Here is a 23,796-nt window from a genome sequence, read left to right on the forward strand (position 1 = left end):
GATGCCCCCCAACGCGTGTTTTCCCTAGTCGATGTTCGCCTTTCGTGCTAGCTCTGAAACAAAAGAGAAGGGGCAGTCATGCGGGTTCTGGGGATCGATCCAGGTCTGAGAAACATGGGTTGGGGCGTGATCGCGGTCGATGGATCGCGGATGCGCCACGTCGCGAACGGGGTGATCCATTCCACCGCCACCGGGGACGGGCGTGACCTGGCCACGCGGCTGTCGCAGTTGTTTCGCGGTCTTTGCGCGGTGATCGCGGAACATCGCCCCGATGCCGCGGCGGTGGAACAGACATTCGTCAACAAGGATGCCTCGGGTACGCTGAAGCTGGGGCAGGCACGCGGCATTGCGTTGCTTGCGCCCGCAGAAGCGGGGCTTGAGGTGGGGGAATACGCGCCGAACGCGGTCAAGAAGACCGTCGTGGGCGTCGGACATGCCGGCAAGGAACAGGTGCAGCATATGGTGCGCGTGCAACTGCCCGGTGTCGTCATTGACGGGGCCGACGCGGCCGACGCCCTGGCCATTGCCATCTGTCACGCACGGCATCTGCAGGGCCGGACCCTGCGAGAGGCCCGCCCGCGGCAAGGTGTCGCATGATCGGCCGCATCGCAGGGGTGATCCTGCATCGCGCGCGCGATCATGTGCTGATCGATGTGCGCGGCGTGGGCTATATCGTTCATGTCAGCGAACGCACGGCGGCAGGGTTGCCGCCCGCGGGGCAGGCGGTGGCACTTTATACCGATCTTCTGGTGCGCGAGGATCTGCTGCAGCTTTTCGGGTTTTCCACGCTGCTGGAAAAGGAATGGCACCGGCTTCTGACCAGCGTTCAGGGGGTGGGGGCCAAGGTTTCGCTTGCCGTTCTGGGTACGCTGGGGGCCGAGGGGTTGGGCCGGGCCATCGCCTTGGGTGACTGGTCAGCGGTGCGCAAGGCGCAGGGTGTCGGCCCGAAGCTGGCGCAGCGGGTTGTGCTGGAACTGAAGGACAAGGCCCCTGCGATCATGGCGCTTGGCGGCGATCTGACCGTTGATGCGGGGGGGGCGGACGAGCCGGGCATCGAACCCGGCACGCCCGCCGCATCGGCGCCGGCCAAGGGTGCCGGGGCCGCTGCGCGCCCTGCCTCTGGCGCCGCACCATCCGCCCGCGCCGCCGCCGATGCACTGTCTGCATTGGCGAATCTGGGCTATGCAACCTCGGAAGCCGCCACAGCCGTCGCCGAGGCGCAGGCCAGGGAACCCGAGGCGGCGACAGCCGGTTTGATCCGCGCGGCACTAAGATCGCTGGCTCCGAAGGATTAGGGTGATGGCTGGAAACGCGCGAACCTTTCTGTTGATGGCGGCAATGACCGCGCTTGTGATGGCGCTTGGCTGGATGATGGGCGGACGCGGCGGGATGATCCTTGCCTTCCTGTTTGCGGGCGCGGGAAACCTGTTCGCTTTCTGGAACAGCGACAAGATGGTGCTGCGCCAGCAAGGCGCGACAGAACTGACGCCCCACCAAGGTGCCGAATTGCATGGTCTTGTGGCCGAGCTTGCCGAACGGGCAGGCCTGCCGATGCCGCGGGTGTATCTACTGCCGACCGAACAGCCCAACGCCTTCGCGACGGGACGCAATCCGCAGAACGCCGCCGTCGCGGTGACGCAGGGATTGCTGCGCGGTCTGAACCGCGACGAGCTTGCGGGCGTGATTGCCCATGAGCTGGCCCATATCAAGAATCGCGACACGCTGACCATGACGATCACCGCGACCATGGCAGGCGCGATTGCCATGATGGGCAACATGTTGTTGTTCACGGGCGGCCGCGAGGGACGCGGCGGGATGCTGGGCGGTATCATCGCGATGGTGCTTGCGCCGATTGCGGCGATGATGGTGCAGATGGCAATCTCGCGCACGCGCGAATACGAGGCCGACCGCGAAGGCGCAGAGATCTGCGGACAGCCGCTGGCGCTGGCTTCGGCGCTGAACCGGATCGCTCAGATGGCCGGTCGCAGCATGAACGTGCCGGCCGAGCGCAATCCGGCCTCGGCCGCCCTGTTCATCATCAATCCCCTGCATGGCATGCGCATGGACAGCCTGTTCGCAACACACCCGCCGACCGAGGAACGGATCGCCCGGTTGCAGGGTATGGCGGGGGACGCACGACCCGGACCATGGGGCCGCGAATGACGCAGCCAGATCCCACCCTGCGCCCCGAGCCGATGGAGGGCGAGGTCGAGGACCGTGCCCTGCGGCCCCAGGCGTTGACGGATTTCGTCGGTCAGGCCGAGGCGCGCGCCAATCTGCGGGTCTTCATCGACAGCGCGAAGATGCGCGGCAAGGCGATGGATCATACGTTGTTCTTCGGCCCGCCGGGGTTGGGCAAGACCACGCTTGCACAGATCATGGCGCGCGAGTTGGGCGTCAATTTCCGCATGACATCGGGGCCGGTTCTGGCGCGGGCCGGCGATCTGGCCGCGATCCTGACCAATCTCGACGCCCGCGATGTGCTGTTCATCGACGAGATCCACCGGATGAACCCGGCGGTCGAAGAGGTGCTGTATCCCGCGATGGAGGATTTCGAACTGGATCTGGTGATCGGCGAGGGGCCGGCCGCGCGGACCGTCCGGATCGAATTGCAGCCCTTTACCCTGGTCGGCGCGACCACCCGGCTTGGACTGCTGACCACGCCGCTGCGGGACCGTTTCGGAATCCCCACCCGGCTGCAGTTCTACGAGATTCCCGAGCTTGACCTGATCGTGCAGCGGGGCGCACGCATGATGGGGATCGAGGCCGACCCGGACGGCACGCGCGAAATCGCGCGCCGTGCCCGTGGCACCCCCCGGATCGCGGGCAGGCTGCTGCGCCGGGTGATCGATTTCGCGCTGGTCGAGGGCGATGGTCGGCTAACCCGCCAGATCGCCGATTCGGCACTGACGAGGCTGGGCGTGGATGATCTGGGCCTTGACGGTGCCGACCGGCGCTATCTGTCCCTGATGGCCGAACATTATGGCGGCGGCCCGGTCGGGGTGGAAACGCTGTCAGCGGCCTTGTCGGAAAGCCGTGATGCCATCGAAGAGGTGATCGAGCCCTATCTGTTGCAGCAGGGCCTGATCGCACGCACGCCCAGGGGGCGGCAGCTGGCGGCGCGCGCGTGGACCCATCTGGGACTGGCAGCGCCGGTGGCGATGCGTCAGGCCGGGCTGTTCGAGGGCTGAGATCCCAACCGCTCGCGAGACGTCGCCGCGGCTGGGTATTTTCGCAAAGAAAGAGCCCCAGTGCCTTCAGAAGGCGTGCGCAGATCGCCCTGTCAGGGGGTCAGGCCTTCGGGATCGGGAAGGCCGTTCACACGGGCCGTCGCGGTCAGCGTGTTGGCCAGAAGGCAGGCGATCGTCATCGGCCCCACGCCCCCTGGCACCGGCGTGATCGCGCCCGCAACCTCTCGCGCTGCGGCGAAGTCCACGTCGCCGACCAGACCGTCGTCGGTTCGGTTGATGCCGACGTCGATGACCGTGGCGCCCGGTTTGATCCAGTCGCCCTTGACGAAATGCGCCCGCCCGACGGCGGCGACCAGAATATCGGCCTCGCGGCACAGCGCGGGCAGATCCTGGGTCCGGGAATGCGCGATCGTCACGGTGGCGCTGTCGCGCAGCAGAAGCTGTGCCATCGGCTTGCCGACGATGTTCGATCTGCCGACGACGACCGCACGCTTGCCGGACAGGCTGCCCAGATGGTCGCGCAGCATCATCAGGCACCCAAGCGGGGTGCAGGGGACCATGGATTTCTGTCCGGTGGCCAGCAGGCCGACATTCAGGATGTGAAACCCGTCCACGTCCTTGGCAGGGTCGATCGCGTTGATGACCGCGGCTTCGTTCATATGACCCGGCAGCGGCAACTGCACCAGTATCCCGTTCACGTCGGGATCGTCGTTCAGCCGCTTGATCAGAGCCAGAAGATCCGCTTCTGCGGTGTCGGTCGGCAGCTTGTGTTCATAAGAGTTCATGCCGACTTCGGCGGTCTGCTTGCCCTTGGATCGGACATAGACCTGACTGGCCGGATCCTCGCCGACCAGCACGACGGCAAGACCTGGCGTGATCCCGCGATCCCGCATCGCGGCAACCTCGGCGGCGATGCGCTGGCGCAGTCCGGCGGCGAACGCCTTGCCGTCGATCAGGGTGGCGGTCATTGGCGATCTCCCTTCAGGTGGCGGTCTTCCTGTGCGATGGCCGCTTCGACCAGGCGTCGCCAGATATCCGCGAAAAGGTCTTCATCCAGCCCGGCTGCGGCCGCATTGCGTCGGGCGTTCTGCACGACCTCGTCCACGCGCCAGTCGATGCGTGCGGGCAGGCCCTGGGCTGCCTTGATCTGTGCCGCCCGATCGATCAGATCGCGGCGGCGTGCGAACAGGGCGATCAGCTCGGCGTCCAGCGCGTCGATATGTGCGCGCAAGGCCGGCATGTCGATGATATCGTCTGGTTCGGTCATCCTGAACCGGACATGCACCGAGGCGAGAACAGGTGCAAGAGGCGCCGTCATCGACCGTTGGTCGCAGATCGGACTGGTGCCGAAGCTGCGGGATGAGCGTCAGAAAGGGAAGGTTGGAGCGGGTGATGGGAATCGAACCCACGTATTCAGCTTGGAAGGCTGCTGCTCTACCATTGAGCTACACCCGCGCACCCTTCGTATATGCGGGCGGGCCTTGGGGTGCAAGCGGTCCGGTGCGATCTTCCTGCCCGCAAGGGGCGCGACGGATGGACCGGCACCTGCGTTACCGGCGATCCTGGAAGAAGGATTGCAGCAGCCGCCGCGAAGCTTCCGCGTCGATGCCCTCATAGATCTGCGGACGATGATGGCATTGGGGATGATCGAACACGCGCGCGCCATGCGACACGCCGCCCATGCGCGGATCGGATGCCCCGTAATACAGCACCTCGATTCGTGCCGCCGAGATGGCAGCGGCACACATCGGGCAGGGCTCCAGCGTGACCCACAGCGCGTGGCCCGGCAGCCGTTCCGACCCGGCCGCGATGCAGGCGGCACGAATCGCCAGGATCTCGGCATGGGCGGTGGGGTCGCTGTATTCGCGTGTCCGATTGCCGGCCGTGGCCGCGACCCCTCCGCCAGGAGCGATCAGCACCGCCCCAACCGGCACCTCGCCGCGATCGGCGGCGGCGCGCGCCTCGGCCAGCGCCAGCGGCATATGCGAGATGAAATTCATGCCCGGTTGTCGCAAGGCTGCCAACGCCGCGCAAGCCGTCAAAAGAATCCTTTCCCCGTGCGGTATGAAAGCGTAGTAAACCGCCTTTGCCACCGCAGCGATGCGAAGGAGAACGTCGCATGACCGAAACCCCAGAAAACACCGAAAAGCCCGCAGATGCCGACCGGATCGCCAAGGTGATCGCCCGCGCCGGTGTCGCAAGCCGCCGCGAGGCCGAGCGGATGATCGTCGAAGGCCGCGTGACGGTGAACGGGCAAAAGATCGACAGCCCGGCACTGGACGTGATGCCGGGCGACCGGATCACCGTGGACGGCAAGAAGCTGGATGAAAAACAGGACACCCGGCTGTGGCTTTACTACAAGCCGATCGGGCTGATTACCTCGGAATCCGATGAAAAGGGTCGCCAGACCGTGTTCGATGCGCTGCCGCGCGACCTGCCGCGGGTGATGACAGTCGGGCGGCTGGACCTGAATTCCGAAGGGCTTTTGCTTCTGACCAATGACGGCGATCTGAAGCGCCGGCTGGAACTGCCCTCGACCGGGTGGCTGCGCCGGTATCGCGTGCGGGTCAATGGCACCCCCAGCGACCTGACCTTCGCGCCGTTGCGCCGCGGCGCCACCATCGAGGGCGAGGAATTCGCACCGATGGAGATCAAGCTTGACAGTCAGCAGGGCGCGAATGCGTGGCTGACCGTGGGCATCCGCGAGGGCAAGAATCGCGAGATCCGTCGCGCCATGGCGCATGTCGGGTTGCAGGTGAACCGGCTGATCCGGATCGGCTATGGCCCGTTCAAATTGACCGGGCTTGAGAAGAACCAGGTCAGCGAAGTCAAGCGCAAGGTGCTGCGCGACCAGTTGGGCGGCTTGCTGACCGGCGAGACCACCGAGAAAGAGCGCGAGATGCGTCCGCGCGGCGCCGAGGGGGCCCGCGCGGGTTTCGGAAAGCCCGGCCCGCGTCCGGATGGCCCGCGGCGCAGCTTTCGCAGTGCCGGTGACGCAGAGGATCGCCCGGCGCGGCGATTCGGCGATGACCGCCCACGTCGCGATCATGACGACGCGCCACGCAGCTTCCGCAGCGGTCCCAAGCACGGATCGCGTGACGGTCAGGGCGATACCGGATCAGGTGACAAGCCGCGCTGGAACAGCAAGGACCGACCGGCACGTTCCGACAAACCATGGGAAAAGTCGGACCGTCCTCGCGGTCCGCGCACCGAGGGCGAACAGTCGGACCGTCCACGCCGCAGCTTTGGCGGCAAACCCGGTGCAGATCGTCCCGCAAGCGGCGGCAAGCCATGGGAGAAGTCTGATCGTCCTCGCGGTCCGCGCGCCGATGGCGAACAGTCGGACCGTCCGCGCCGCAGCTTTGGCGGCAAGCCGGCAGGCGCGCAGGGCACGCGAGACGGAGGGCGGAAGCCGTTTGGGAAACCCGCTGGAAAGCCCGGTTTCAAGGGCGCGGATCGCGGCGGGTCCGGTTTTTCTTCGGGTCGGCCCGGCGGAAAGCCGGGCGGGCGGCCGGGTGGCAAGCCGTCTGGCCCGAAGCGGTAAATTCGAAAGGCGGCGCCGCGGGGCGCCGCTTTCTTATTTCGTCAGGATCAGCTTGCCCGCACGGGTGATTCGAAGCTGATAGATCTGATCATCAAGAACGATCAGCGCCTGGTTGCCGCCCCGCGTCAACTGGGTCGCATCATGCTGGGGAATGCGCGCCAGAACACTGGTGGCGGCGGACGAGAAATCGGCAGGGCGGGCAGCGGTCATGGTCAGCCTCTTGCGGTATCGGTTGCTATGGCTGCAAAGCTGACAAATTTAATCGGGAAAGTCAAAGTAAAAGAGTCGGAAAAGAGGTGGGGCGGTCCACGGCATGTGTCCGCCCCACCCTGTTTCGGCATTATTCCGTTGTCAGGCAGGCATTTAGCGTATCACTCATCCGCTGCAGGACATCGCGATACAGCATCGGGCCCGGCGACAATCCAGCCCCTGCGGGATCAAGCTCGTCGCCCATGGCGACATCTGACCCCTCGATCACGGTATCGATCAGCTTGGGATCGTGACCGTATTCGGGAAACGCGCAGCTTGCGCCCGATTCCGCGATCTGTGACCGAACCTCGGACAGGCGCGCGGCCGAAGGCGAGGTGGCGTCCCCCAGTGACACCGCGATGGCTGGCGGAAGCCCGAAATGTTCGGTGAAATAGCCATAGGCGTCATGGAACACGACGAAGCTCTTGTCCGTCAGCGGCGTCAGCTGCTGCGCGATCTTCTGATCCAGCGCAAGATAGTCTTGTGCGGCGGCGTCCGCATTGGCGGCATAGGTTGCAGCGTTTTCCGGGTCCAGCTTGGACAGTTCGCGTGCGATCGCCGTCAGCCACGGCGCGGCATTCATGGGGTTCAGCCACGCATGCGGATCGGTGCCGTCGTGTTGATGGTCGTCACCATGTTCATGCGCGTGGTCATGCCCGTGATCTTGGACTTCGTGATCGTGGCCTTCATGGTCATGTCCTTCATGGTCGTGACCTTCGTCATGATCGTGCTGGTCATCCTTGGCATAGCTGCGCAATGTCACGTCACTTGCGTCCAGCAGTTCCAGTTGTGGCGCACCGGTGCCGCCGGCGTCTGCTGCCCGATCCAGCCACGGCGTCAGCTCCGGGCCGAACCAGACCAGAAGCCCGGCCGATTGCAGCGCCTGCGCATCGGACGGTCGCATCTGGTAATGATGGACGCTGGCGCCTGAAGGCAGCAGGACATGCGGTTCCCCAAGATCGCCAAGAACCTGCGCAACCAGGGCGCCGGTAATGGCCGTGTCGGCGACGATCCGAGGCGGCGCGGCAGAAGCAGGTGCCGCCAGCGCGGCAAGGATTGCAGAAGAGAGAAGCAAGCGCATGGGAACCTCGGGGTTTGTTGCGGGGGCAAACATGTCTATGTAATATGGTAACAAGTCAACCGAATTGTTATAAAGTTACATGAATTGACACAAACACACCCTTCGGATGCCGGCGCGCCCTTTGCGCCCCATGATCACGCATCGTGCCAGTCCCACGCACTGACCGCCGCCGAAACCCGCGTGGCGGCTCAGGGCGCGAGGCTGACCCCTGTCAGGCGTCGAACCCTGGAAATCCTGCTAGAGGCGCATCGCGCCATGGGGGCGTACGAGGTGCTTGACCGGCTTGCGGAAGAAGGTTTCGGGCGGCAACCTCCCGTTGCCTATCGTGCGCTGGATTTCCTGGTCGAACATGGACTTGCCCATCGGCTTCAGCGTCTGAACGCCTTTGCCGCATGCCTGCATCCAAATCAGGATCACGCACCGGCCTTCCTGATCTGTCGTGTCTGCGAGAAACTTGCCGAACTGCCCGCCGCCCCCGTCCGCGATGCGTTGACGGATGTTGCGCGTGACAGCGGCTTCACGGTCGAGCGGGCGACGATCGAAGCTGTCGGACTGTGCCCTGCCTGCGCCGCAGGAGATGTCGCGTGACAGCGCTGATCGAAGCGCGCAACCTGACGATCCATCGTCCCGGCAGCGCCGAAACCGTGCTGCAATCCGTCGATTTCCGAATCGATCCGGGCGAGATCGTGACGGTCGTCGGGCCGAACGGCTCGGGGAAATCTTCCCTTGTCCGCGCGCTTCTGGGGCACATGCCCCTTGCCGCCGGACAGGTCTCGCGGCGGCCGGAACTGCGAATCGGGTATGTCCCGCAGCGCGTTCAGCTGGACACTGCGATCCCGATGACCGTCAGGCGGTTCCTGTCATTGCCGCGCCGCATCTCTGACGACGAGGCGGCGGCAGTCTTGCAGCGCACCGGCGTTCCGGGCTTGCAGCGGCGGCAGTTGACGCAGCTGTCGGGCGGCCAGTTCCAGCGTGTGCTGCTGGCACGCGCGTTGCTTCATGTGCCGGACCTTCTGGTTCTGGACGAACCGACGCAGGGGCTGGATCAGCCCGGCATCGTCGCCTTCTACAAGCTGATCGAGGATCTGCGCGGCCAGACAGGCGCGGCGGTGCTGATGGTCAGTCACGATCTTCTGGTGGTGATGGGGGCGTCCGATCGGGTCGTCTGCCTGAACGGACATGTCTGCTGCGAGGGCACGCCCGCGCATGTCAGCGTTGATCCCGCATACCGCGCGCTGTTCGGTGCCGGGGCCGAGGGGACTCTGGCGCTGTATCGTCATCACCATGACCATGACCATGATCACGCAGCACCCCCGGATGCGGCCTGCGGTCATGACCATCATCATCACCACGGCTGACGTGGCGGGTTAGGGACAATGCTAGACGATTTCTTCATTCGCGCCCTGCTGGCAGGTCTGGGCCTTGCCGCGGTCACCGGGCCGCTTGGCAGTTTCGTGGTGTGGCGCCGCATGGCCTATTTCGGGGATTCGACGGCACATGCCGCGATTCTGGGCGTGGCGCTGAGCCTGGCATTCGGTATGTCGATCTATATCGGCACCGTCGGTGTGGCGCTGGCCATGGCGCTGCTGGTTTCGTCGCTGTCTTCGCGCGGCCAGTCGATGGACACGATCCTGGGCGTGCTGGCCCATTCGGCCCTGGCCATCGGTCTTGTCGCGATCAGCTTCGTGCCGTCGGCGCGGGCCGATCTTTCCAGCTATCTGTTCGGTGACATCCTTGCAGTCGGCCGGGGCGATCTGGCCCTGATCTGGACCGGGGGTGCGCTTGTTCTGGGCACTCTGATCTGGCGCTGGCAGAGGCTGGTGACATCGACCCTGAACGACGAACTTGCCATGGCCGCCGGAATTGATCCGCGCGTCGAAAGACTGGTTCTGTCGGTCGCATTGGCCGTCGTTGTTGCACTGGCGATTCGGGTGGTCGGGTCTCTGCTGATCTCGGCTCTGCTGATCGTTCCCGCAGCCGCGGCGCGCGGATTGGCGCCGACACCCGAGCGGATGGCCGCCAGCGCGACCGCAATCGCTGCGGCGTCTGTGGCGGGCGGGTTGTGGGCAAGCTTGCGCCTCGACACGCCGGCCGGACCTTCGATCGTTGCGGCGGCGGCGGTTTTCTTTGTCCTGAGTCAGGTTTTTCGTCGCTTTTAGGGCAATTTTGTTACAGCCTTGCGTGGGCAACCAGCATACCGGAACCCTTCACCGCGCGATGTGTTGGCCAATATGCAACAGTGCACATGGACCCGCGGGGGATTTGATTTAATGCTGCTTTTCAACCGTTCGGGATTGTGTAACTGTCTCATCGATGTTGCCGGAGACGGCAGCTTTCAACGAAACGGAGCATGATCATGACCAAATTCGCTACTTTCGCTGCCGCTCTCGGCCTGACCGCTACTTCCGCCCTGGCCGGTGGCTATGTTGCACCCGTCGTCGACGTTGAGCCCGTCGTCGTCGAAGAAGAGCCCGCAAGCTCGAACGCCGGCCTGGTTGTTCCCGCCCTGCTGCTGCTGGGTGTGATCGCCGCCGTCGCTTCGGACGACGACGACAGCTGATTTCGGAACGGATCGGTCCATCCGGTTCGTTTTGAAGGGGGCTGGCCTTCGGGTCAGCCCCCTTTTCGTTGTTGCGCGCCTGACTCGGCGACCGGTGCGTCCTTGCATTGCGTCGGTATGGCCAGCCGACTACATGAAAAAACCGGCCCCGAGGGGCCGGTCCGGTCAGACACCTAGTTCGCGTGCTGCGTGTCAGGGCCGAAGCGTCTGGATGGTCACATAGCCAAGCGTCGGGCCGATCCATTGCCGCGACACCGCGATCTGGCCACCTTGTCCCATATAGCTGTTCTGGAAGCTGAGGCCGTGGCCCGTGCAGTCTTCCACCATGACACCGGGATTCGGCCCGGCGCCGACGCTGCAATCGAACTGCAGGGGCCGTTCCAGACCGTCGCCGCTGAAATACCGCATGACGCGCTGACCGTTGCCGGATCGACCCGACCGGATCAGCGTTTCGGTCTGCGGTTCGGCCACCGAAAGATCGTGACCCAGACCGCGCGTGCCGATCAGCATGCCGTCGCGCAGGATCAGGGCTTCTTCGGCCGGTGTCATGTAGGTGCGCATCGCGCCGTTCTGTCCCGTCATCGCCATGACCTGCGTGCGGCCCAGGGATTCGAAGCCCGCCTGGATCAGGGGCGCGGGGTTGACCCGCAGCGCCTCGGCGGCGGCTTCGGCAGGGGATTTCGGTGGAGCGGCGGGTGTTTCGTCACCGCGGCTTCCTCGCGATGCGACGACATCGCCGGCGACCGAGGCAAGGGCACCAAGCGGGCCCATATCGCCTTCGTCGGCAGTGCCGTTGCTGCAGGCGCCAAGGGTGGCAAGTGCTGCGACCAGCAGCGTGATCTTGCGTGCAGGTTTCATCGCCAGAACCTCCCCCAGCCTTGATACAGTTTGACCGACTGGCTGTCGCGGACACGGTCGTAAAGACGGCCATTGACGTTCAACTGCGCGCCGCCATCGCGCGACAGGGAACGCAGCGTGGTCTGGACGCGTTCGCGGGAGGGCTGGCCGGTGGCCCAGGCCAGCGGGATCGACAGGCTGATGCCCTTGTCAAAGCTGCCTTCGCCGAATTCCTCATCCGACAGATCGGTCTTGGTTGCATAGGCCCCGATCTGCCAGCCATTCGCGAATTCGCGGGTCAGGCTGACGGTCGCGCCCTTGTCGCCGGCAAGATACTTGCCGACATCGACCTGGGCGGTGAAGCCCTGCGCGAACTCGTAATAGGCCGAGACATGGCCCATCGTGACCTCGTAATCGCGGAAGCTGAACAGCTGATCGAAATCGCGTTTCCGCACGCGGTTGATCTCGGCACCGAACCCGAATGGCGAGGCAGCGGGCTTCCACAGAACCTCGGCCGAGACGCCGCCATAGGCGCGTTCCAGCAGACCGGCGGTGACGCGGGTATAGACGTTTTCGGTGGGCTTCGTGTACCAGGCCAGCGTCAGCTCCGGGATCACCGGATCATGGTTGCCCGTGTACATCCGCGTGTCCGACCGCACCCGTGGCACCCCTTCGGGCGTCGTTTCCAGGCTGGGATCGGCCAGGTATTCCTCGGGCGTATAATATTCGCGGTTCTGTCCCGGGATGCCCGGTCCACGCTGGAAGACGTCGCCGAACACCCGTTGACGCAGCGCGCCGGTCAACTCCAGCCCCGGCGAGATTTCGTAGGTGGCGCGCGCTTCGGCACCGACTTCGTGGGTCAGGCCGTCCGCGGCGCTGAACACGCCCAGATCCAGATAGGGTTTTATGACCCAGCGAAAGCGCGGATAGATGTCGTCGCTGCGCACCAGCCCGGCCGGGCGCAGTTCCGGATCGCTGATCGCCGAGGCGGCGGCGATCTGTCCGGCCTCGGTATTTTCCAGCCGCTCGACATCGGAACGCGACAGCGTGACCGACGAAGTCGGGATGCCGTCGGCGGTCGAGGTGATCACAAATGTTTCGACCGAAGGCGGCAGTGCGCGGGTCATCAGGCGTGCGGTCCGTCCGATCGCCTCGGACTGATTGACATATCTTTGGTTGCGGATGCGGACCTCGGCCCGGCGCGACGACAGGGCCATCGATTCCAGGATCTGACCCTCATCGGAAAGCGCGTCGCCCAAGGCTTTCTGGATGGCGGGCTGAGCCGTCGGATCCTGTGACCAGCTGCCCGACCAGCCCTCGGGATCGGCGGCCGGGGATGGGCGCGGACGCACCGGCGCCGGCGCCTTTTCAAGTCCCGAAGGATAGGGTGCCTCGCGCGGGTTCAGCGCGACCGAGAACTGGGCGCCGAAGGTTTCGCCGCCGATCGTATAGACCCCGACCTCGTAGGCGCGGCCCAGGCGGTAATACGCGGCAAGGTTGATGTTGCTGTCAGGTTCGGTATCGCCCTGCCGATAGGTGCGCCCGTCGCTGTAGCTGGCCAGATAGTTGTCGTTCGAATATTCGGCGACAAGGCTCAGCTTGTCGTTGACCTGCCAGCTGATCGAGCCGAAGGGCTTCGCGCCGCCGGAAAACCAGTCGTCGACATTGGGTTTGCCGCCGGTGTCCTGCGTGTCGATGACGCGGTTCTTTCCGGCCAGCGTCCCCCAGCCCAGACCGGCCGAGGCGCGGATCGTCGGCGTGATGTTCTTGGTCGCGACGATGTATTCGCCCGAATAGACCCCGGTGCCCAGGAAATCGCGCAGACCGACCGCGACGGCCGGACGCCAGCCCTGTTCGTCGACGATCTGGTATTGCAGGTCGAAGGATCGGTCCGAGATATAGTCGTCGTCGCCGTCGGGGATACCCTCGATGCGCGAGTAGCGCAGCACGGTGGTCAGGCCGGGCATTGCCTGGAAGGTCACGTTGGCCCGGCGTGCGAAATCGGAATAGGACAGCGTGCCCCCCAGCGTGCCGTCGGGCAGGGTCTCGGCGGTGGGGGTGTCGATGCCGCCGGGCATCCCGAAGCTGGACATGTTGCGTGCCAGCATCGGGTCGGCGACCGCGGTCGATGTGGCCGACCCGACGACCAGGGCGGCCGGCAGGGTGGTGGCCAGAAGGCGTCTGATAAGCTGGGATCGGCGCATCATTGGTCCTCGTTCGGCAATTGCCGCGATCATAGCCGCGACGGCGGAACTTTGCAGCCCGCCGTCGCGATTTGGCCATCGGGGTGCGACATCTGCGCCGCAGGCACCGGCGCGATCACTTGTCGCCGGTTTCGCTGGGGCTGTCCTCGGTCGCGCCGGTTCCCGTGTCCGCCGCGTCCCGCGTCACGGTCGGCGGGGTCTGGGGCAGGCGCATCGGCAGGTCGGGGACAGGGGAGGCATCATCGGGTGCCGCGTCACCGCTTGTTCCGGTCGCCGGCGTCGCCGGTTCCGGTTGCGCCGATGTGTCATTCGCTGGCGGTGTCACACTGCCGGGCGCATCCGAGGCTGGTTCCGTCGAAGCGGGTTCCGGATCGGTTGGCTGCGATGTGGCAGGCGCCGGGGTCGCGGGCGTCGAGGCGGCCGGACGTGTCGTCGGGGCCGGTTCGGCGGCGGTTGGTTTCGGGGCGGCGACGCGCTTGGGCTTGGGCTGGGCCGGCGCCGGTGCCTTGACCGCCGCGACCGCTGCGGCCAGCTCGGCCGATGCGGGTGCTGCGCAGCCGCGATTGGTCCGTCCCGAAACCTTCAGTTCCGCCGACATCGGGAATTTCTCGCCCGACATGCTGTCCTGACACTCGCGACCGCGCACCGTCAGCACGAAGGGCCTACCGTTCAGAACGCCGATATATTCGACGCCCTCGGCGAAGTTCAGGCGGCTGACGCGGACTGCGCGACCCTTCTGATTGTCGGGCGTCTTGTAGATCGCGGTGCCGCCCGCAGCATCGACAGCCCAGAAGGGTTCGTTGCCGCGCGCGCTGAATGCCCTGGTGTTGTAGGTCTTCGCTTCGGCCGTCGAGACGGCGCGCGCCCCGGCGCCGGTTTCGATCGGGGCTTCCAGCGGCGAGACGCCGGGCGGGCCCTTGTGGCCTTCGACCTGAGGTTGTTCGTCGGTGCCAAGCCCCGGCAAGCCCGTGCCTTCACAGGCGGCAAGCGACAAGGTCAGCATGGCGATGAGTGCGAGACGCGAGGACATCGGCGGCCTTTTGTATTTGGATCACTGTCGCACAAGCGTTAGCAATCGCGGCCTTCGGGGGCAAGCGTCGCGCAGTCCGGCTGGCGACAGGCCGCCTGATTGCCGATCAACAGTTCGGCACGTTCACGGCCAGACCGCCCAACGATGTTTCCTTGTATTTCTCGGACATGTCCCTGCCGGTCTGGCGCATCGTCTCGATCGCGGCATCCAGCGGCACGAAATGGGTGCCGTCGCCGCGCAGGGCCAGGCTGGCCGCGCTGACGGCCTTGATCGCGCCGAGCCCGTTTCTTTCGATGCAGGGCACCTGCACCAGGCCCTTCACCGGATCGCAAGTCATTCCAAGATGATGCTCCAGCGCGATTTCGGCAGCGTTCTCGACCTGTCGGGGCGTCCCGTCCAGCACGGCGGCAAGCCCGGCGGCGGCCATCGCGGACGCGCTGCCCACCTCGGCCTGGCATCCGCATTCGGCACCCGAGATCGAGGCGTTGTGCTTGATCAGACCGCCCACCGCTGCGGCCGTCAGCAGGAAATCCGGCAGATCGCGTTCGGTCGCGCCCGGCACATGGTCCAGCCAGTACCTTATCACCGCCGGCACCGTGCCCGCCGCGCCGTTCGTGGGCGCGGTCACGACCTGCCCCCCGGCGGCGTTCTCTTCGTTCACGGCCATCGCATAGGTGGACATCCAGTCATTGATGACGTGGGGCGCGGTCAGGTTCATGCCGCGCTCGGCCATCAGTTTTTCGTGGATGGCACGCGCACGGCGGCGGACATTCAGGCCGCCCGGCAGGGTGCCCGTCGCCTCCAGACCGCGGTCCATGCAGTCGCGCATCACCTGCCAGATCCGCTGCAGACCGTCCCGGACCTCGGAATCGCTGCGGAAGACCAGCTCGTTCGCGCGTTTCATCTGGGCAATGGATTTGCCCGATTTTTCGGCCATCGCCAGCATCTCTTCGGCGCTGGCAAAGGGATAGGGAACCTTCGGGGTTGCGTCGCTGCGGTCCTCGTCGCCCTTGCGCGCCAGTTCATCCTCGGTCAGCACGAAGCCGCCGCCGACAGAATAATAGACCTGATGGAAGATCACGTCGCCCTGTGCGTCCGTCGCCGACAACGTCATGCCGTTGGCGTGGCCGGGCAGGGCGCGATCATAATCAAAGCGCAGATCGACATCCGGATCGAAGTGCAACTTTCCCAGCCCGTCGGGTGTCAGGACGCAGCTTTCGCGGTTTGCGTTCAGCGCGGCCTCGGCCTTGTCGGCGTCCATCGTGGCCGGCACGAACCCCGCCAGCCCAAGGATGGTGGCGCGGTCGGTCGCATGTCCCTTGCCGGTAAAGGCAAGGCTGCCATGCAGGCTGGCCTTCAGCCCGTGGGGGCTGAAAGGTTGCTGGCGCAGCGCATCCAGAAACCGCGCCCCGGCGACCATCGGCCCCATGGTATGGGACGACGACGGACCGACACCCACCTTGAACAGATCGAAGACCGACAGGAACATGATACACCCTTGCAAGTTTACCGGCATTTAATCAGGTGACGGCATTGGATGCCATGACGGATGCGACGCCTGCACGGGATGGTTGCGACATTCGCGATGCCTGGCGCTGCCTGAAAAAATTGCAATATGCCCTTTTATTGTGCATCTGCATTGGGGCGGCGCAGGCGAGTTCGCGACGCCGCGGCACGGTCCTTGCGGTGACAGCCCGGCAAGGTGAAGGAACAGGATATGAGATTACCCGAACCGATCATGATAGGCGACACGAAGCTGGGTCCGCCGGTTTTCCTTGCGCCGATGGCCGGGATCACCGATCTGCCGTTTCGGCGCGCAGTGGCCCGGCACGGCGCCGGTCTGATGGTCAGCGAAATGGTCGCCTCTACCGAAATGGTGACGCCACGGCCGTCGGGGCGCGCATCGGCGCGTGTTCGGGCACTGACCGAAGGCGGCCTGCCGGTCAGCGTGCAGATCGCCGGTCGAGAAGCCGCCGCGATGGCCGAAACCGCCCGGATCGTCGAGTCGATGGGTGCCTGCATTATCGACATCAACATGGGCTGCCCCGCCAAGAAGGTCACCGGGGGTCTGTCGGGGGCCGCGTTGATGCGGGATCTGGATCACGCGCTGGGGTTGATCGATGCGGTGGTCGCGGCGGTCCGCGTTCCGGTGACGCTGAAGATGCGGTTGGGATGGGACGACACCTGCCTGAACGCCACGGATCTGTCGCGCCGCGCGCGCGATGCCGGGGTCAGGATGCTGACCGTGCATGGACGCACACGCGCGCAGTTTTACAAGGGGCGCGCCGATTGGGACCGGATCGCGGATGTCGCCAACATACCCGATCGCCCGCCGCTGGTTGCGAATGGCGATGTGGTCGATGCAGCGTCTGCCCGATCGGCCCTGGCACGGTCCGGCGCCGATGCCGTCATGGTTGGACGCGGGGCGCAGGGCGCGCCCTGGCAACTGGCGCGGATCGCGCATGATCTGTGGGGAACGCCGGCGCCTGTCGTTCCGCAGGGCGATGCGCTGGCCGATGCCGTGGAAGAACATTATCAGGACATGCTGGATTTCTATGGGCCTGAACTGGGACTGCGCGTCGCGCGGAAACATCTTGGCTGGTATGCCGAAGCCAGCGCCGCCCCGTTGCGGGCCGAGATGTTGCGGGCCGACAGCCCCGCGGCGACGGTCGCCTTGATCCGCCGTGCATTTGCGGATGCCAGGGGTATCGCCGCATGACCTGTGCCCGCCCGGCCGATTTTCGCGAGGCTTGCCCCGGGCCGGGTTGGGATTCCCTGCCGCTTCCGGCGCTGGTTCTGGACGAAAAGGGACGGGTGGCGGCGATGAACGACGCCGCGGAAATCTGGCTGAACATCTCGCGCAATTCGACCATCGGCAAGACCCTTGAGGGCGAGGCGATGACCAAGCGGTTGCGCGTCCATCCCTCGTTGCGCCCGCTGATCGGCCGGGTGACGCGGTCGGACGAGGCGCTGTATCAGGCGGATGTTCTGTTCGAGATCGGCGACCGCGCCGGCGGTCATCAGGCCCGAAGGGCGGCTGTCCATGCGGGACCTTCGGGGGGCGGCGGAGGCGCCGTTTCGATCCTGCTGGTGCCGCTTGACGATGCCGGGCTGCAATATCAAAGCCGGGCGGTTCGAACCGCTGCGCGCAGCGCCATCGGCATGGCCGAAATGCTGGCCCACGAGATCAAGAACCCGCTGGCCGGGATTCGCGGTGCGGCCCAGATCATGGGCATGAACGCGTCGGCAGAGGATCGCGAGATGGCCGAGATGATCGTCAGCGAAACCCGGCGGATCGTGACCTTGCTGGAACAGGTCGAACGGTTCGGCGATACATCCTCGCCCAAGCTGTCGCCGGTGAACATCCATGACGTGTTGGAAAAGGTCCGTCGGTCGGCCATGGTCGGGTTCGCGCAGGGAATTTCCATGACTGCGGATTATGATCCCTCGATGCCGCCGGCGCTGGCGGATGCGGATCAGTTGACCCAGGTGTGCCTGAACCTGGTCAAGAACGCCGCCGAGGCGCTGATTGACACGGCAGATCCGTCGATCCGGCTTCACAGCTACTATGACCACACGTTGCGCCTGCCGCCTGACGAGGATGATCCGACCGGACGCCCGCTGCCGCTGCAGATCGTCATCGAAGACAACGGCCCGGGCCTGCCCGCAGCCATCGCCGATCAGATCTTCGAACCTTTCGTGTCGGGCCGCGAGAATGGCACCGGGCTTGGTCTGGCGCTGGTCAGCAAGATCATCACCGATCACGGCGCCCTTATCCGGGTCGATTCACGGCCCGGCCGAACCCGATTTCGCATTTCGCTGCCAAAGGCATAAGGATCCTCGCCATGGACGGAACCGTTCTGATCGCCGACGACGACCGCACCATCCGCACCGTCCTGACGCAGGCGCTGACCCGCGCGGGCTGTCGGGTCCATGCAACCGGCAGCCTCGCGCAACTGGCAAAATGGGTCGAGGAAGGGCGCGGTGATCTGGTCATCACGGACGTGATGATGCCCGACGGAAACGGCATCGACCGGATCCCGGCCATTCACGAGGCGCGTCCCGACCTGCCGGTGATCGTGATATCGGCCCAGAATACCATCGTCACCGCGATCCGCGCGACCGAGGCCGATGCCTTCGAATACCTGCCCAAGCCCTTCGATCTGCCGGATCTGATGTCCAAGGCCGGACAGGCCTTGTCACGACGGCCGCGCAAGTCCGACACGTCGCCCGAAATGACCGCCTCGGCGCCACGGGAAAGCGCCGACCCCGCGATGCCGCTGATCGGTCACGCGCCCGCGATGCAGGCGCTGTTTCGCATGGTCGCGCGGGTCCTGAACGCGGATCTGCCGGTCCTGATCGCAGGCGAGGCGGGCGTTGGAAAGACAATCATCGCCCGATCCTTCCATGACTTGTCGGATCGGCGCGACCGCGGAATCGTGGTGCTGACATCGGCCGACGCGGGCGAGGGGTCGATCGGTCGCGCGGCGGAAAAGGCCCGCGGCGGAACGATCGTGATCGAGAACCCGGCGGGCTTCGATCAGGCTGCGCAGGCGCGGCTGATCGGTTTGATCGAGGCGCTGGAGTCCGGACCCGAACGGGCCGCCGCGCCGCGCATCGTCGCAACCACCGGACCTGATCCGCAGGCCGACGTGGCCGCCGGTCGTCTGCGTTCGGATCTGTATTACCGGCTGGCGGGGGTGACCATCACTGTGCCGCCCTTGCGGGCCCGCGTCGATGATATCCTGCCGCTGGCCGATCATCTTCTGGCACGGGCGGCAGCACAGGGCCTGCCCGAACGCAGCCTGTCCGATGATGCCGCGGCGATGCTGCGATCACATGCGTTTCCGGGAAACGTACGAGAGCTTGAAAACATGATGCGACGGCTGGCCCTGACCGCAAGCGGTCCCGCGGTGTCGGCGACCGAGATGTCAGAGGCGCTGAGCCAGCAGGCCTCGCCGCGGATGCCCGTGATGACGGGTGACACCGGGCCGGTCGAACAGCCTTCTGCGATGTCGGCCGCAGCGCCGATGCCTGGTGGCAATTCCAGGTTGTCGGATTCGGTCGAGGCGCATCTGCAGCGATATTTCGACCTGCATGGCGATGCCTTGCCGCCGCCGGGCCTGTATGACCGTATCCTGCGCGAGGTCGAGAGGCCGTTGCTGCAGGTGGCGCTGGATGCGACCGGCGGAAATCAGCTTCGTTGCGCGGATCTGCTGGGAATAAATCGCAATACCCTTCGAAAGAAGCTGACCGAACTGAATATCGAGGTGACACGGCGCCGCAAACTGATGTAAAACCGCCACAGGTGCAGTCACCGGGCAACGGTGCTGCAACAGCAAAAGCCGCGACAGACGGCGAGTGGGGGTTATGGCAGAGTCCGCATCAGGGCTGAGCTGGGACAGGCTGGCAAGGATCAGATTGCCGCGCCGGTGGCGTAGCATCCTCGCTTGGGGCGCGTTGCTGATCGGCGCGGCGTTGGCGGCGGTCACGGTGACCGTGCTTGGGCCGTTCAGCCATGGCATTGCAAGCCGTGTGCTGCGCCTGATTCTGCTTCTGGACCTTCTGTATCTGATCTGCCTGATCGGGCTGGTGGTCGCGCGGATGGCGCGCCTGATCGCTGCGCGGCGCGCCTCGGCGGCAGGATCGCGGTTGCATTCAAGGCTGGTCGCCGTGTTCGTCGGCCTTGCCTTGGTGCCGACGGTGCTGGTGGCGCTGTTTGCCGGACTTCTGGTCAATATCGGACTTGAAGGCTGGTTCTCGGGTCGTGTGCAGCAGGTAGTGACCACATCACAGGCCGCAGCCGAGGCGTATCAGGACGAGCATCGCCAGGATCTGACCGAGGATGCGCGGGCATTGGCCGGGGTGCTGATCCAGGCGGGGCGCGCCAACCCGATGATCGACGATGGTGAAATGCGTCAGCTTCTGGCGCAGGGACAGTCGCTGATCCAGCGCGGCCTGCGCGAAGCCTACATCATCAACGGCTCGGGAGAGATCCGGGCGCGCGGCGAACGCAGCTATCTGTTCTGGTACGAGGCGCCGACCAGCGATCAGCTGGACACGGCACAAGCCGACGGTCTGGCCTTGGTCGAGGACTGGCAGAACAATGAGTTCCGCGCACTGGTGGCGCTGCCGCCGCTGGCCGACCGGTATTTGTACGTGACCCGAGATGTTGACGGCAACCTGTTGGGATTGCTGGACGATACCCGCGCGACCGTGGGTGACTACCGGCAGCTGGAAGAGACACGCGGACAGGTTCTGTTCGAATTCTCGCTGGTCTATCTGGGCTTCGCGTTGCTGTTGGTGGCGGCGGCGGTCTGGCTGGGGCTGTGGTTCGCAAGCCGGTTGTCGCGACCGATCGGGGCGCTGGCACTGGCCAGTGAGCAGGTCGGCCGGGGCGATCTGGATGTGCAGGTGCCCGAACCCGATACCGGCGACGAGATCCAGACGCTTGGCGAAAGCTTCAACCGCATGACCCGTCAACTCAAGGCGCAGCGCGAGGAACTGATCCAAAGCTATCGCGTCAGCGACGAACAGCGACGCCTGTTCGACAACGTTCTGACTTCGGTCACCTCCGGCGTGATCGGTCTGGATGCGGCGGGCGAGATCGATTTCGTCAACCGCTCGGCGACCCGTCTGCTGGGGCTGGACCCGCAGCGCGATATCGATGCGCTGCTGTCCGAAGCGGTGCCCGAATTCGCGCCGCTGTTCGAGAAACTGTCTGCCTCGGTCGTCGAGGCGATTCAGGACGAGGTTCGCCTGGCCCGAGAGGGGCGTGTCGAAAGCCTGCTTGTCCGGATGGCCGTGCGGCGGGGCACGGATGGCGGGCTTGAGGGGTATGTGGTCGCCTTCGACGATGTCACCGAACTGGTCAGCGCACAGCGCATGGCCGCGTGGGGCGACGTCGCCCGGCGCGTCGCCCACGAGATCAAGAACCCGCTGACCCCGATCCAGCTTTCGGCGGAACGGCTGCGGCGCAAGTTCGGTCCACTGGCCAGCGCGGACGACAAGGCGTCGCTGGATCAGTATGTCGATGTCATCATCCGTCAGACCGGCGATCTGCGACGGATCGTGGACGAATTCAGCCGATTCGCGCGGATGCCCGAACCCGACCGGGCGGAAACCGATCTGGCCGCGCTGTTGCGCGAGACGGTATTGTTGCAACAGGATGCGCTTGGTGGCGCGCTGCACACTGAAATTCCCGATCAGCCCGTGGTCGTCGATTGCGACGCAGGTATGTTGCGCCAGGCCTTCACCAATCTTCTGAAGAACGCGGGCGAGGCGATCGAGGAACGTGCCGCAGCCGGCGCGTCCGATGGCTGGGTGCCGCGCATCTATGTGACGATGCAGACCGAACATGATGCCGTGGCCATCCGCATCGTCGATAACGGCCCCGGACTGCCGGCCGATCGTTCGCGGCTTTTCGAACCTTACGTGACACTGAAATCGCAGGGCACCGGCCTTGGCCTGCCGATCGTGAAGAAGATCGTCGAAGAGCATGGCGGCAGCCTTGCCCTGACGGACGCGCCCGGACGCGATGGCGCGATGGCCGAAATACGCCTGCCGCGGGAACGGCATCCCGTGCGCGGGGCGCAACGCAAGCCGAGGCAAGAAAAAGACGAGGCGGGACTGATATGAGTGACATTCTGATCGTCGACGACGAACGGGACATCCGCGAACTGATCGCCGATATTCTGAAGGACGAGGGTTTCGAGACGCGACTGGCCGCGAATTCGGACGAGGCGGTCGAGGCGCTGAACAGCGCCGAACCGGCGCTGATGGTGCTGGATATCTGGCTGAAGGACAGCCGGATGGACGGGATCGACATCCTCAAGCAAGTAAAGCGAAACAATCCCGACGTGCCGGTCATCATCATCTCGGGCCATGGGAACATCGAGATCGCGGTCGCGGCGATCAAGCAGGGTGCGTACGACTTTATCGAGAAGCCGTTCAACATCGACCAGCTGATGGTCGTTGTGAACAGGGCGATGGAGACCAGCCGCCTGCGCCGCGAGAACAGCACCCTGCGTCGCGGCGGCGAACGCCTGGCCGAGATGCTGGGACAGTCTGCTGCCTTCAAGAGGCTGCGCGACAATCTGGACAAGGTCGCAAAGTCGAACGGACGGGTGATGCTGACCGGCGAACCCGGCGCCGGCAAGGAACTGGCCGCGCGCTATGTCCATGCCCACAGCCCGCGGGCCAACGCCGCTTTCATCACCGTGCCCTGCGCCAGCATCGAGCCCGAGCGGATGGAAGAGGTGCTGTTCGGCCGCGAGACGCCAGAGCGCGGCATCGAGCCCGGACTGCTGGAACAGGCACATGGCGGCGTAATCTATTTCGACGAGGTTGGCGACATGCCGCTTGGCACCCAGCCGAAGATCCTGCGCGTCCTGACGGAACAGCAGTTCTCGCGGGCGGGCGGTTCGGACAAAGTGCGCGTGGATCTTCGGGTGATCTCATCGACCAATCGCGACCTGATGGCCGAAATCGCGGCCGGCCGATTTCGGCAGGAACTGTACGACCGGCTGAACGTGGTGCCCGTCGCCGTGCCGTCGCTGGCCGACCGGCGCGACGACATCGCGCTGCTGGCGCGGCATTTCATCGAGCATTTCAACAGGATGCAGGGCCTTCCGGCGCGCGACCTGCCCGAGGATACGGTCGCGGCGCTGCAATCGATGCGCTGGCCGGGCAATATCCGGCAATTGCGCAACGTGATCGAACGCGTGTTGATCCTGGCCGAGGAAAGCGGGCCGATCCAACCGGCCGAGCTTGAACCGCAGGGCGCCACGCCCGACAACAGCGACGCGCTGAGCCTTGGACCTCAGATCACCGCGATGGCGCTTCGCGAGGCGCGCGAGATGTTCGAGCGTGAATACCTGCTGGCACAGATCAATCGCTTCGGCGGCAATATCAGCCGCACCGCCCAGTTCGTCGGCATGGAGCGCAGCGCGCTGCACCGCAAGCTGAAATCGCTTGGTGTCGTGGGCGGGATGCGCGGCGAAGAGGAACTGATCGCCGGAAAGTGACATGGGCGACATCGCGCAGCCATCGCATGCCGATTTCACAACGAAAAGGTGGTCGGCGATGCACTGCCAATCAG

At 65.2% G+C, this 23,796-nt stretch carries 23 protein-coding genes and 1 tRNA gene; 14 read left to right on the forward strand and 10 right to left on the reverse strand.

The window, feature by feature from the left end; genetic code table 11:
- The first annotated feature begins 78 nt into the window (after positions 1-78).
- From ruvC to ruvB, 4 genes are read left to right on the forward strand one after another with little or no spacing between them, the layout of a single operon-like run.
- Entirely contained in the window at positions 79-597 is a 519-nt protein-coding gene (gene ruvC, locus J7359_RS07395) for a crossover junction endodeoxyribonuclease RuvC (protein WP_209055981.1), read from the forward strand.
- Positions 594-1,295: a Holliday junction branch migration protein RuvA gene (ruvA, locus tag J7359_RS07400; RefSeq protein WP_209055982.1), complete on the forward strand. Its 702-nt coding sequence runs from the start codon at positions 594-596 to the stop codon at positions 1,293-1,295. Before ruvC ends, ruvA begins: the two co-directional genes overlap by 4 nt.
- Positions 1,296-1,299: 4 nt before the next feature.
- Positions 1,300-2,163 carry a zinc metalloprotease HtpX gene (gene htpX / locus J7359_RS07405; RefSeq protein ID WP_209055983.1) on the forward strand — a complete coding sequence of 288 codons (864 nt, stop codon included), beginning with the start codon at positions 1,300-1,302 and terminating at the stop codon, positions 2,161-2,163.
- A complete protein-coding gene (gene ruvB / locus J7359_RS07410) occupies positions 2,160-3,191 on the forward strand; it encodes a Holliday junction branch migration DNA helicase RuvB (RefSeq protein WP_209055984.1) in 1,032 nt (343 codons plus the stop codon). The genes htpX and ruvB overlap by 4 nt, the downstream gene beginning before the upstream one ends.
- A gap of 92 nt (positions 3,192-3,283) precedes the next feature.
- Here ruvB and folD read toward each other — a convergent pair whose 3' ends face one another.
- From folD to J7359_RS07430, 4 genes are all read right to left on the reverse strand, one after another.
- The gene (folD, locus tag J7359_RS07415) at positions 3,284-4,159 is read right to left on the reverse strand and encodes a bifunctional methylenetetrahydrofolate dehydrogenase/methenyltetrahydrofolate cyclohydrolase FolD (RefSeq protein WP_209055985.1); all 876 of its coding nucleotides are present in this window, start codon (positions 4,157-4,159) and stop codon (positions 3,284-3,286) included.
- On the reverse strand, positions 4,156-4,458 hold the full coding sequence (locus tag J7359_RS07420) for a chorismate mutase (protein ID WP_209055986.1): 303 nt from the start codon (positions 4,456-4,458) through the stop codon (positions 4,156-4,158). The genes folD and J7359_RS07420 overlap by 4 nt, the downstream gene beginning before the upstream one ends.
- A 114-nt stretch (positions 4,459-4,572) precedes the next feature.
- A tRNA-Gly gene (locus J7359_RS07425) sits at positions 4,573-4,646 on the reverse strand.
- A gap of 95 nt (positions 4,647-4,741) precedes the next feature.
- Positions 4,742-5,191 carry a nucleoside deaminase gene (locus J7359_RS07430; RefSeq protein WP_209055987.1) on the reverse strand — a complete coding sequence of 150 codons (450 nt, stop codon included), beginning with the start codon at positions 5,189-5,191 and terminating at the stop codon, positions 4,742-4,744.
- 119 nt (positions 5,192-5,310) lie between these two features.
- Between J7359_RS07430 and J7359_RS07435 the strand changes: the two genes are divergently transcribed.
- Positions 5,311-6,735 carry a pseudouridine synthase gene (locus J7359_RS07435; RefSeq protein ID WP_209055988.1) on the forward strand — a complete coding sequence of 475 codons (1,425 nt, stop codon included), beginning with the start codon at positions 5,311-5,313 and terminating at the stop codon, positions 6,733-6,735.
- A gap of 33 nt (positions 6,736-6,768) precedes the next feature.
- On the opposite strand, the gene J7359_RS07440 is transcribed toward J7359_RS07435, so the two are convergent.
- Together J7359_RS07440 and J7359_RS07445 are read right to left on the reverse strand one after the other, a co-directional pair.
- Positions 6,769-6,945, reverse strand: a complete 177-nt coding sequence (locus tag J7359_RS07440; RefSeq protein WP_209055989.1) for a hemin uptake protein HemP — start codon at positions 6,943-6,945, stop codon at positions 6,769-6,771.
- 130 nt (positions 6,946-7,075) lie between these two features.
- Positions 7,076-8,065 carry a zinc ABC transporter substrate-binding protein gene (locus J7359_RS07445; protein ID WP_209055990.1) on the reverse strand — a complete coding sequence of 330 codons (990 nt, stop codon included), beginning with the start codon at positions 8,063-8,065 and terminating at the stop codon, positions 7,076-7,078.
- Positions 8,066-8,149: 84 nt separating this feature from the next.
- Here J7359_RS07445 and J7359_RS07450 point away from each other — a divergent pair, with 84 nt between their 5' ends.
- The 4 genes from J7359_RS07450 (at position 8,150) to J7359_RS07465 (ending at position 10,625) form a co-directional block, all read left to right on the forward strand.
- Positions 8,150-8,653 (forward strand): Fur family transcriptional regulator, encoded by a 504-nt coding sequence (locus tag J7359_RS07450; protein WP_209055991.1) that lies wholly within the window; start codon positions 8,150-8,152, stop codon positions 8,651-8,653.
- A gap of 56 nt (positions 8,654-8,709) precedes the next feature.
- Positions 8,710-9,423, forward strand: coding sequence for a metal ABC transporter ATP-binding protein (locus tag J7359_RS07455; protein ID WP_348524348.1), 714 nt, complete (start codon positions 8,710-8,712; stop codon positions 9,421-9,423).
- Between the two features lie 18 nt (positions 9,424-9,441).
- Entirely contained in the window at positions 9,442-10,224 is a 783-nt protein-coding gene (locus tag J7359_RS07460) for a metal ABC transporter permease (protein ID WP_209055993.1), read from the forward strand.
- 191 nt (positions 10,225-10,415) lie between these two features.
- The gene (locus tag J7359_RS07465) at positions 10,416-10,625 is read left to right on the forward strand and encodes a hypothetical protein (protein WP_209055994.1); all 210 of its coding nucleotides are present in this window, start codon (positions 10,416-10,418) and stop codon (positions 10,623-10,625) included.
- Between the two features lie 192 nt (positions 10,626-10,817).
- Here J7359_RS07465 and J7359_RS07470 read toward each other — a convergent pair whose 3' ends face one another.
- The 4 genes from J7359_RS07470 to J7359_RS07485 form a co-directional block, all read right to left on the reverse strand.
- The gene (locus J7359_RS07470) at positions 10,818-11,483 is read right to left on the reverse strand and encodes a YjbF family lipoprotein (RefSeq protein WP_209055995.1); all 666 of its coding nucleotides are present in this window, start codon (positions 11,481-11,483) and stop codon (positions 10,818-10,820) included.
- Positions 11,480-13,669 carry a YjbH domain-containing protein gene (locus J7359_RS07475; protein WP_209055996.1) on the reverse strand — a complete coding sequence of 730 codons (2,190 nt, stop codon included), beginning with the start codon at positions 13,667-13,669 and terminating at the stop codon, positions 11,480-11,482. The genes J7359_RS07470 and J7359_RS07475 overlap by 4 nt, the downstream gene beginning before the upstream one ends.
- Before the next feature lie 112 nt (positions 13,670-13,781).
- Positions 13,782-14,696 (reverse strand): hypothetical protein, encoded by a 915-nt coding sequence (locus J7359_RS07480; protein WP_209055997.1) that lies wholly within the window; start codon positions 14,694-14,696, stop codon positions 13,782-13,784.
- Between the two features lie 106 nt (positions 14,697-14,802).
- Positions 14,803-16,185, reverse strand: a complete 1,383-nt coding sequence (locus J7359_RS07485; protein ID WP_209055998.1) for an L-serine ammonia-lyase — start codon at positions 16,183-16,185, stop codon at positions 14,803-14,805.
- A 228-nt stretch (positions 16,186-16,413) separates the two neighbouring features.
- Here J7359_RS07485 and dusB point away from each other — a divergent pair, with 228 nt between their 5' ends.
- The 5 genes from dusB to J7359_RS07510 all read left to right on the forward strand — a co-directional run bounded on the left by dusB (position 16,414) and on the right by J7359_RS07510 (position 23,722).
- Positions 16,414-17,415 carry a tRNA dihydrouridine synthase DusB gene (dusB, locus tag J7359_RS07490; protein WP_209055999.1) on the forward strand — a complete coding sequence of 334 codons (1,002 nt, stop codon included), beginning with the start codon at positions 16,414-16,416 and terminating at the stop codon, positions 17,413-17,415.
- A complete protein-coding gene (locus J7359_RS07495; RefSeq protein WP_209056000.1) occupies positions 17,412-18,530 on the forward strand; it encodes an ATP-binding protein in 1,119 nt (372 codons plus the stop codon). The genes dusB and J7359_RS07495 overlap by 4 nt, the downstream gene beginning before the upstream one ends.
- A gap of 11 nt (positions 18,531-18,541) precedes the next feature.
- Positions 18,542-19,993 (forward strand): sigma-54 dependent transcriptional regulator, encoded by a 1,452-nt coding sequence (locus tag J7359_RS07500; RefSeq protein ID WP_209056001.1) that lies wholly within the window; start codon positions 18,542-18,544, stop codon positions 19,991-19,993.
- 73 nt (positions 19,994-20,066) lie between these two features.
- On the forward strand, positions 20,067-22,334 hold the full coding sequence (locus tag J7359_RS07505) for a PAS domain-containing sensor histidine kinase (protein ID WP_209056002.1): 2,268 nt from the start codon (positions 20,067-20,069) through the stop codon (positions 22,332-22,334).
- Complete coding sequence (locus tag J7359_RS07510; RefSeq protein WP_209056003.1) at positions 22,331-23,722, forward strand: sigma-54 dependent transcriptional regulator; 1,392 nt, start codon at positions 22,331-22,333, stop codon at positions 23,720-23,722. Before J7359_RS07505 ends, J7359_RS07510 begins: the two co-directional genes overlap by 4 nt.
- Positions 23,723-23,796: the final 74 nt, after the last annotated feature.

This window comes from Paracoccus sp. R12_2, assembly GCF_017744015.1.
Taxonomy (GTDB): domain Bacteria; phylum Pseudomonadota; class Alphaproteobacteria; order Rhodobacterales; family Rhodobacteraceae; genus Paracoccus.

Bases quoted from the DNA above. Each gene is read 5' to 3' on its own strand.
- ruvC (WP_209055981.1), top strand. From the start codon at position 79: ATGCGGGTTCTGGGGATCGATCCAGGTCTGAGAAACATGGGTTGGGGC.
- ruvA (WP_209055982.1), top strand. From the start codon at position 594: ATGATCGGCCGCATCGCAGGGGTGATCCTGCATCGCGCGCGCGATCAT.
- htpX (WP_209055983.1), top strand. From the start codon at position 1,300: ATGGCTGGAAACGCGCGAACCTTTCTGTTGATGGCGGCAATGACCGCG.
- ruvB (WP_209055984.1), top strand. From the start codon at position 2,160: ATGACGCAGCCAGATCCCACCCTGCGCCCCGAGCCGATGGAGGGCGAG.
- folD (WP_209055985.1), bottom strand. From the start codon at position 4,159: ATGACCGCCACCCTGATCGACGGCAAGGCGTTCGCCGCCGGACTGCGC.
- J7359_RS07420 (WP_209055986.1), bottom strand. From the start codon at position 4,458: ATGACCGAACCAGACGATATCATCGACATGCCGGCCTTGCGCGCACAT.
- J7359_RS07430 (WP_209055987.1), bottom strand. From the start codon at position 5,191: ATGAATTTCATCTCGCATATGCCGCTGGCGCTGGCCGAGGCGCGCGCC.
- J7359_RS07435 (WP_209055988.1), top strand. From the start codon at position 5,311: ATGACCGAAACCCCAGAAAACACCGAAAAGCCCGCAGATGCCGACCGG.
- J7359_RS07440 (WP_209055989.1), bottom strand. From the start codon at position 6,945: ATGACCGCTGCCCGCCCTGCCGATTTCTCGTCCGCCGCCACCAGTGTT.
- J7359_RS07445 (WP_209055990.1), bottom strand. From the start codon at position 8,065: ATGCGCTTGCTTCTCTCTTCTGCAATCCTTGCCGCGCTGGCGGCACCT.
- J7359_RS07460 (WP_209055993.1), top strand. From the start codon at position 9,442: ATGCTAGACGATTTCTTCATTCGCGCCCTGCTGGCAGGTCTGGGCCTT.
- J7359_RS07465 (WP_209055994.1), top strand. From the start codon at position 10,416: ATGATCATGACCAAATTCGCTACTTTCGCTGCCGCTCTCGGCCTGACC.
- J7359_RS07470 (WP_209055995.1), bottom strand. From the start codon at position 11,483: ATGAAACCTGCACGCAAGATCACGCTGCTGGTCGCAGCACTTGCCACC.
- J7359_RS07475 (WP_209055996.1), bottom strand. From the start codon at position 13,669: ATGATGCGCCGATCCCAGCTTATCAGACGCCTTCTGGCCACCACCCTG.
- J7359_RS07480 (WP_209055997.1), bottom strand. From the start codon at position 14,696: ATGTCCTCGCGTCTCGCACTCATCGCCATGCTGACCTTGTCGCTTGCC.
- J7359_RS07485 (WP_209055998.1), bottom strand. From the start codon at position 16,185: ATGTTCCTGTCGGTCTTCGATCTGTTCAAGGTGGGTGTCGGTCCGTCG.
- dusB (WP_209055999.1), top strand. From the start codon at position 16,414: ATGAGATTACCCGAACCGATCATGATAGGCGACACGAAGCTGGGTCCG.
- J7359_RS07495 (WP_209056000.1), top strand. From the start codon at position 17,412: ATGACCTGTGCCCGCCCGGCCGATTTTCGCGAGGCTTGCCCCGGGCCG.
- J7359_RS07500 (WP_209056001.1), top strand. From the start codon at position 18,542: ATGGACGGAACCGTTCTGATCGCCGACGACGACCGCACCATCCGCACC.
- J7359_RS07505 (WP_209056002.1), top strand. From the start codon at position 20,067: ATGGCAGAGTCCGCATCAGGGCTGAGCTGGGACAGGCTGGCAAGGATC.
- J7359_RS07510 (WP_209056003.1), top strand. From the start codon at position 22,331: ATGAGTGACATTCTGATCGTCGACGACGAACGGGACATCCGCGAACTG.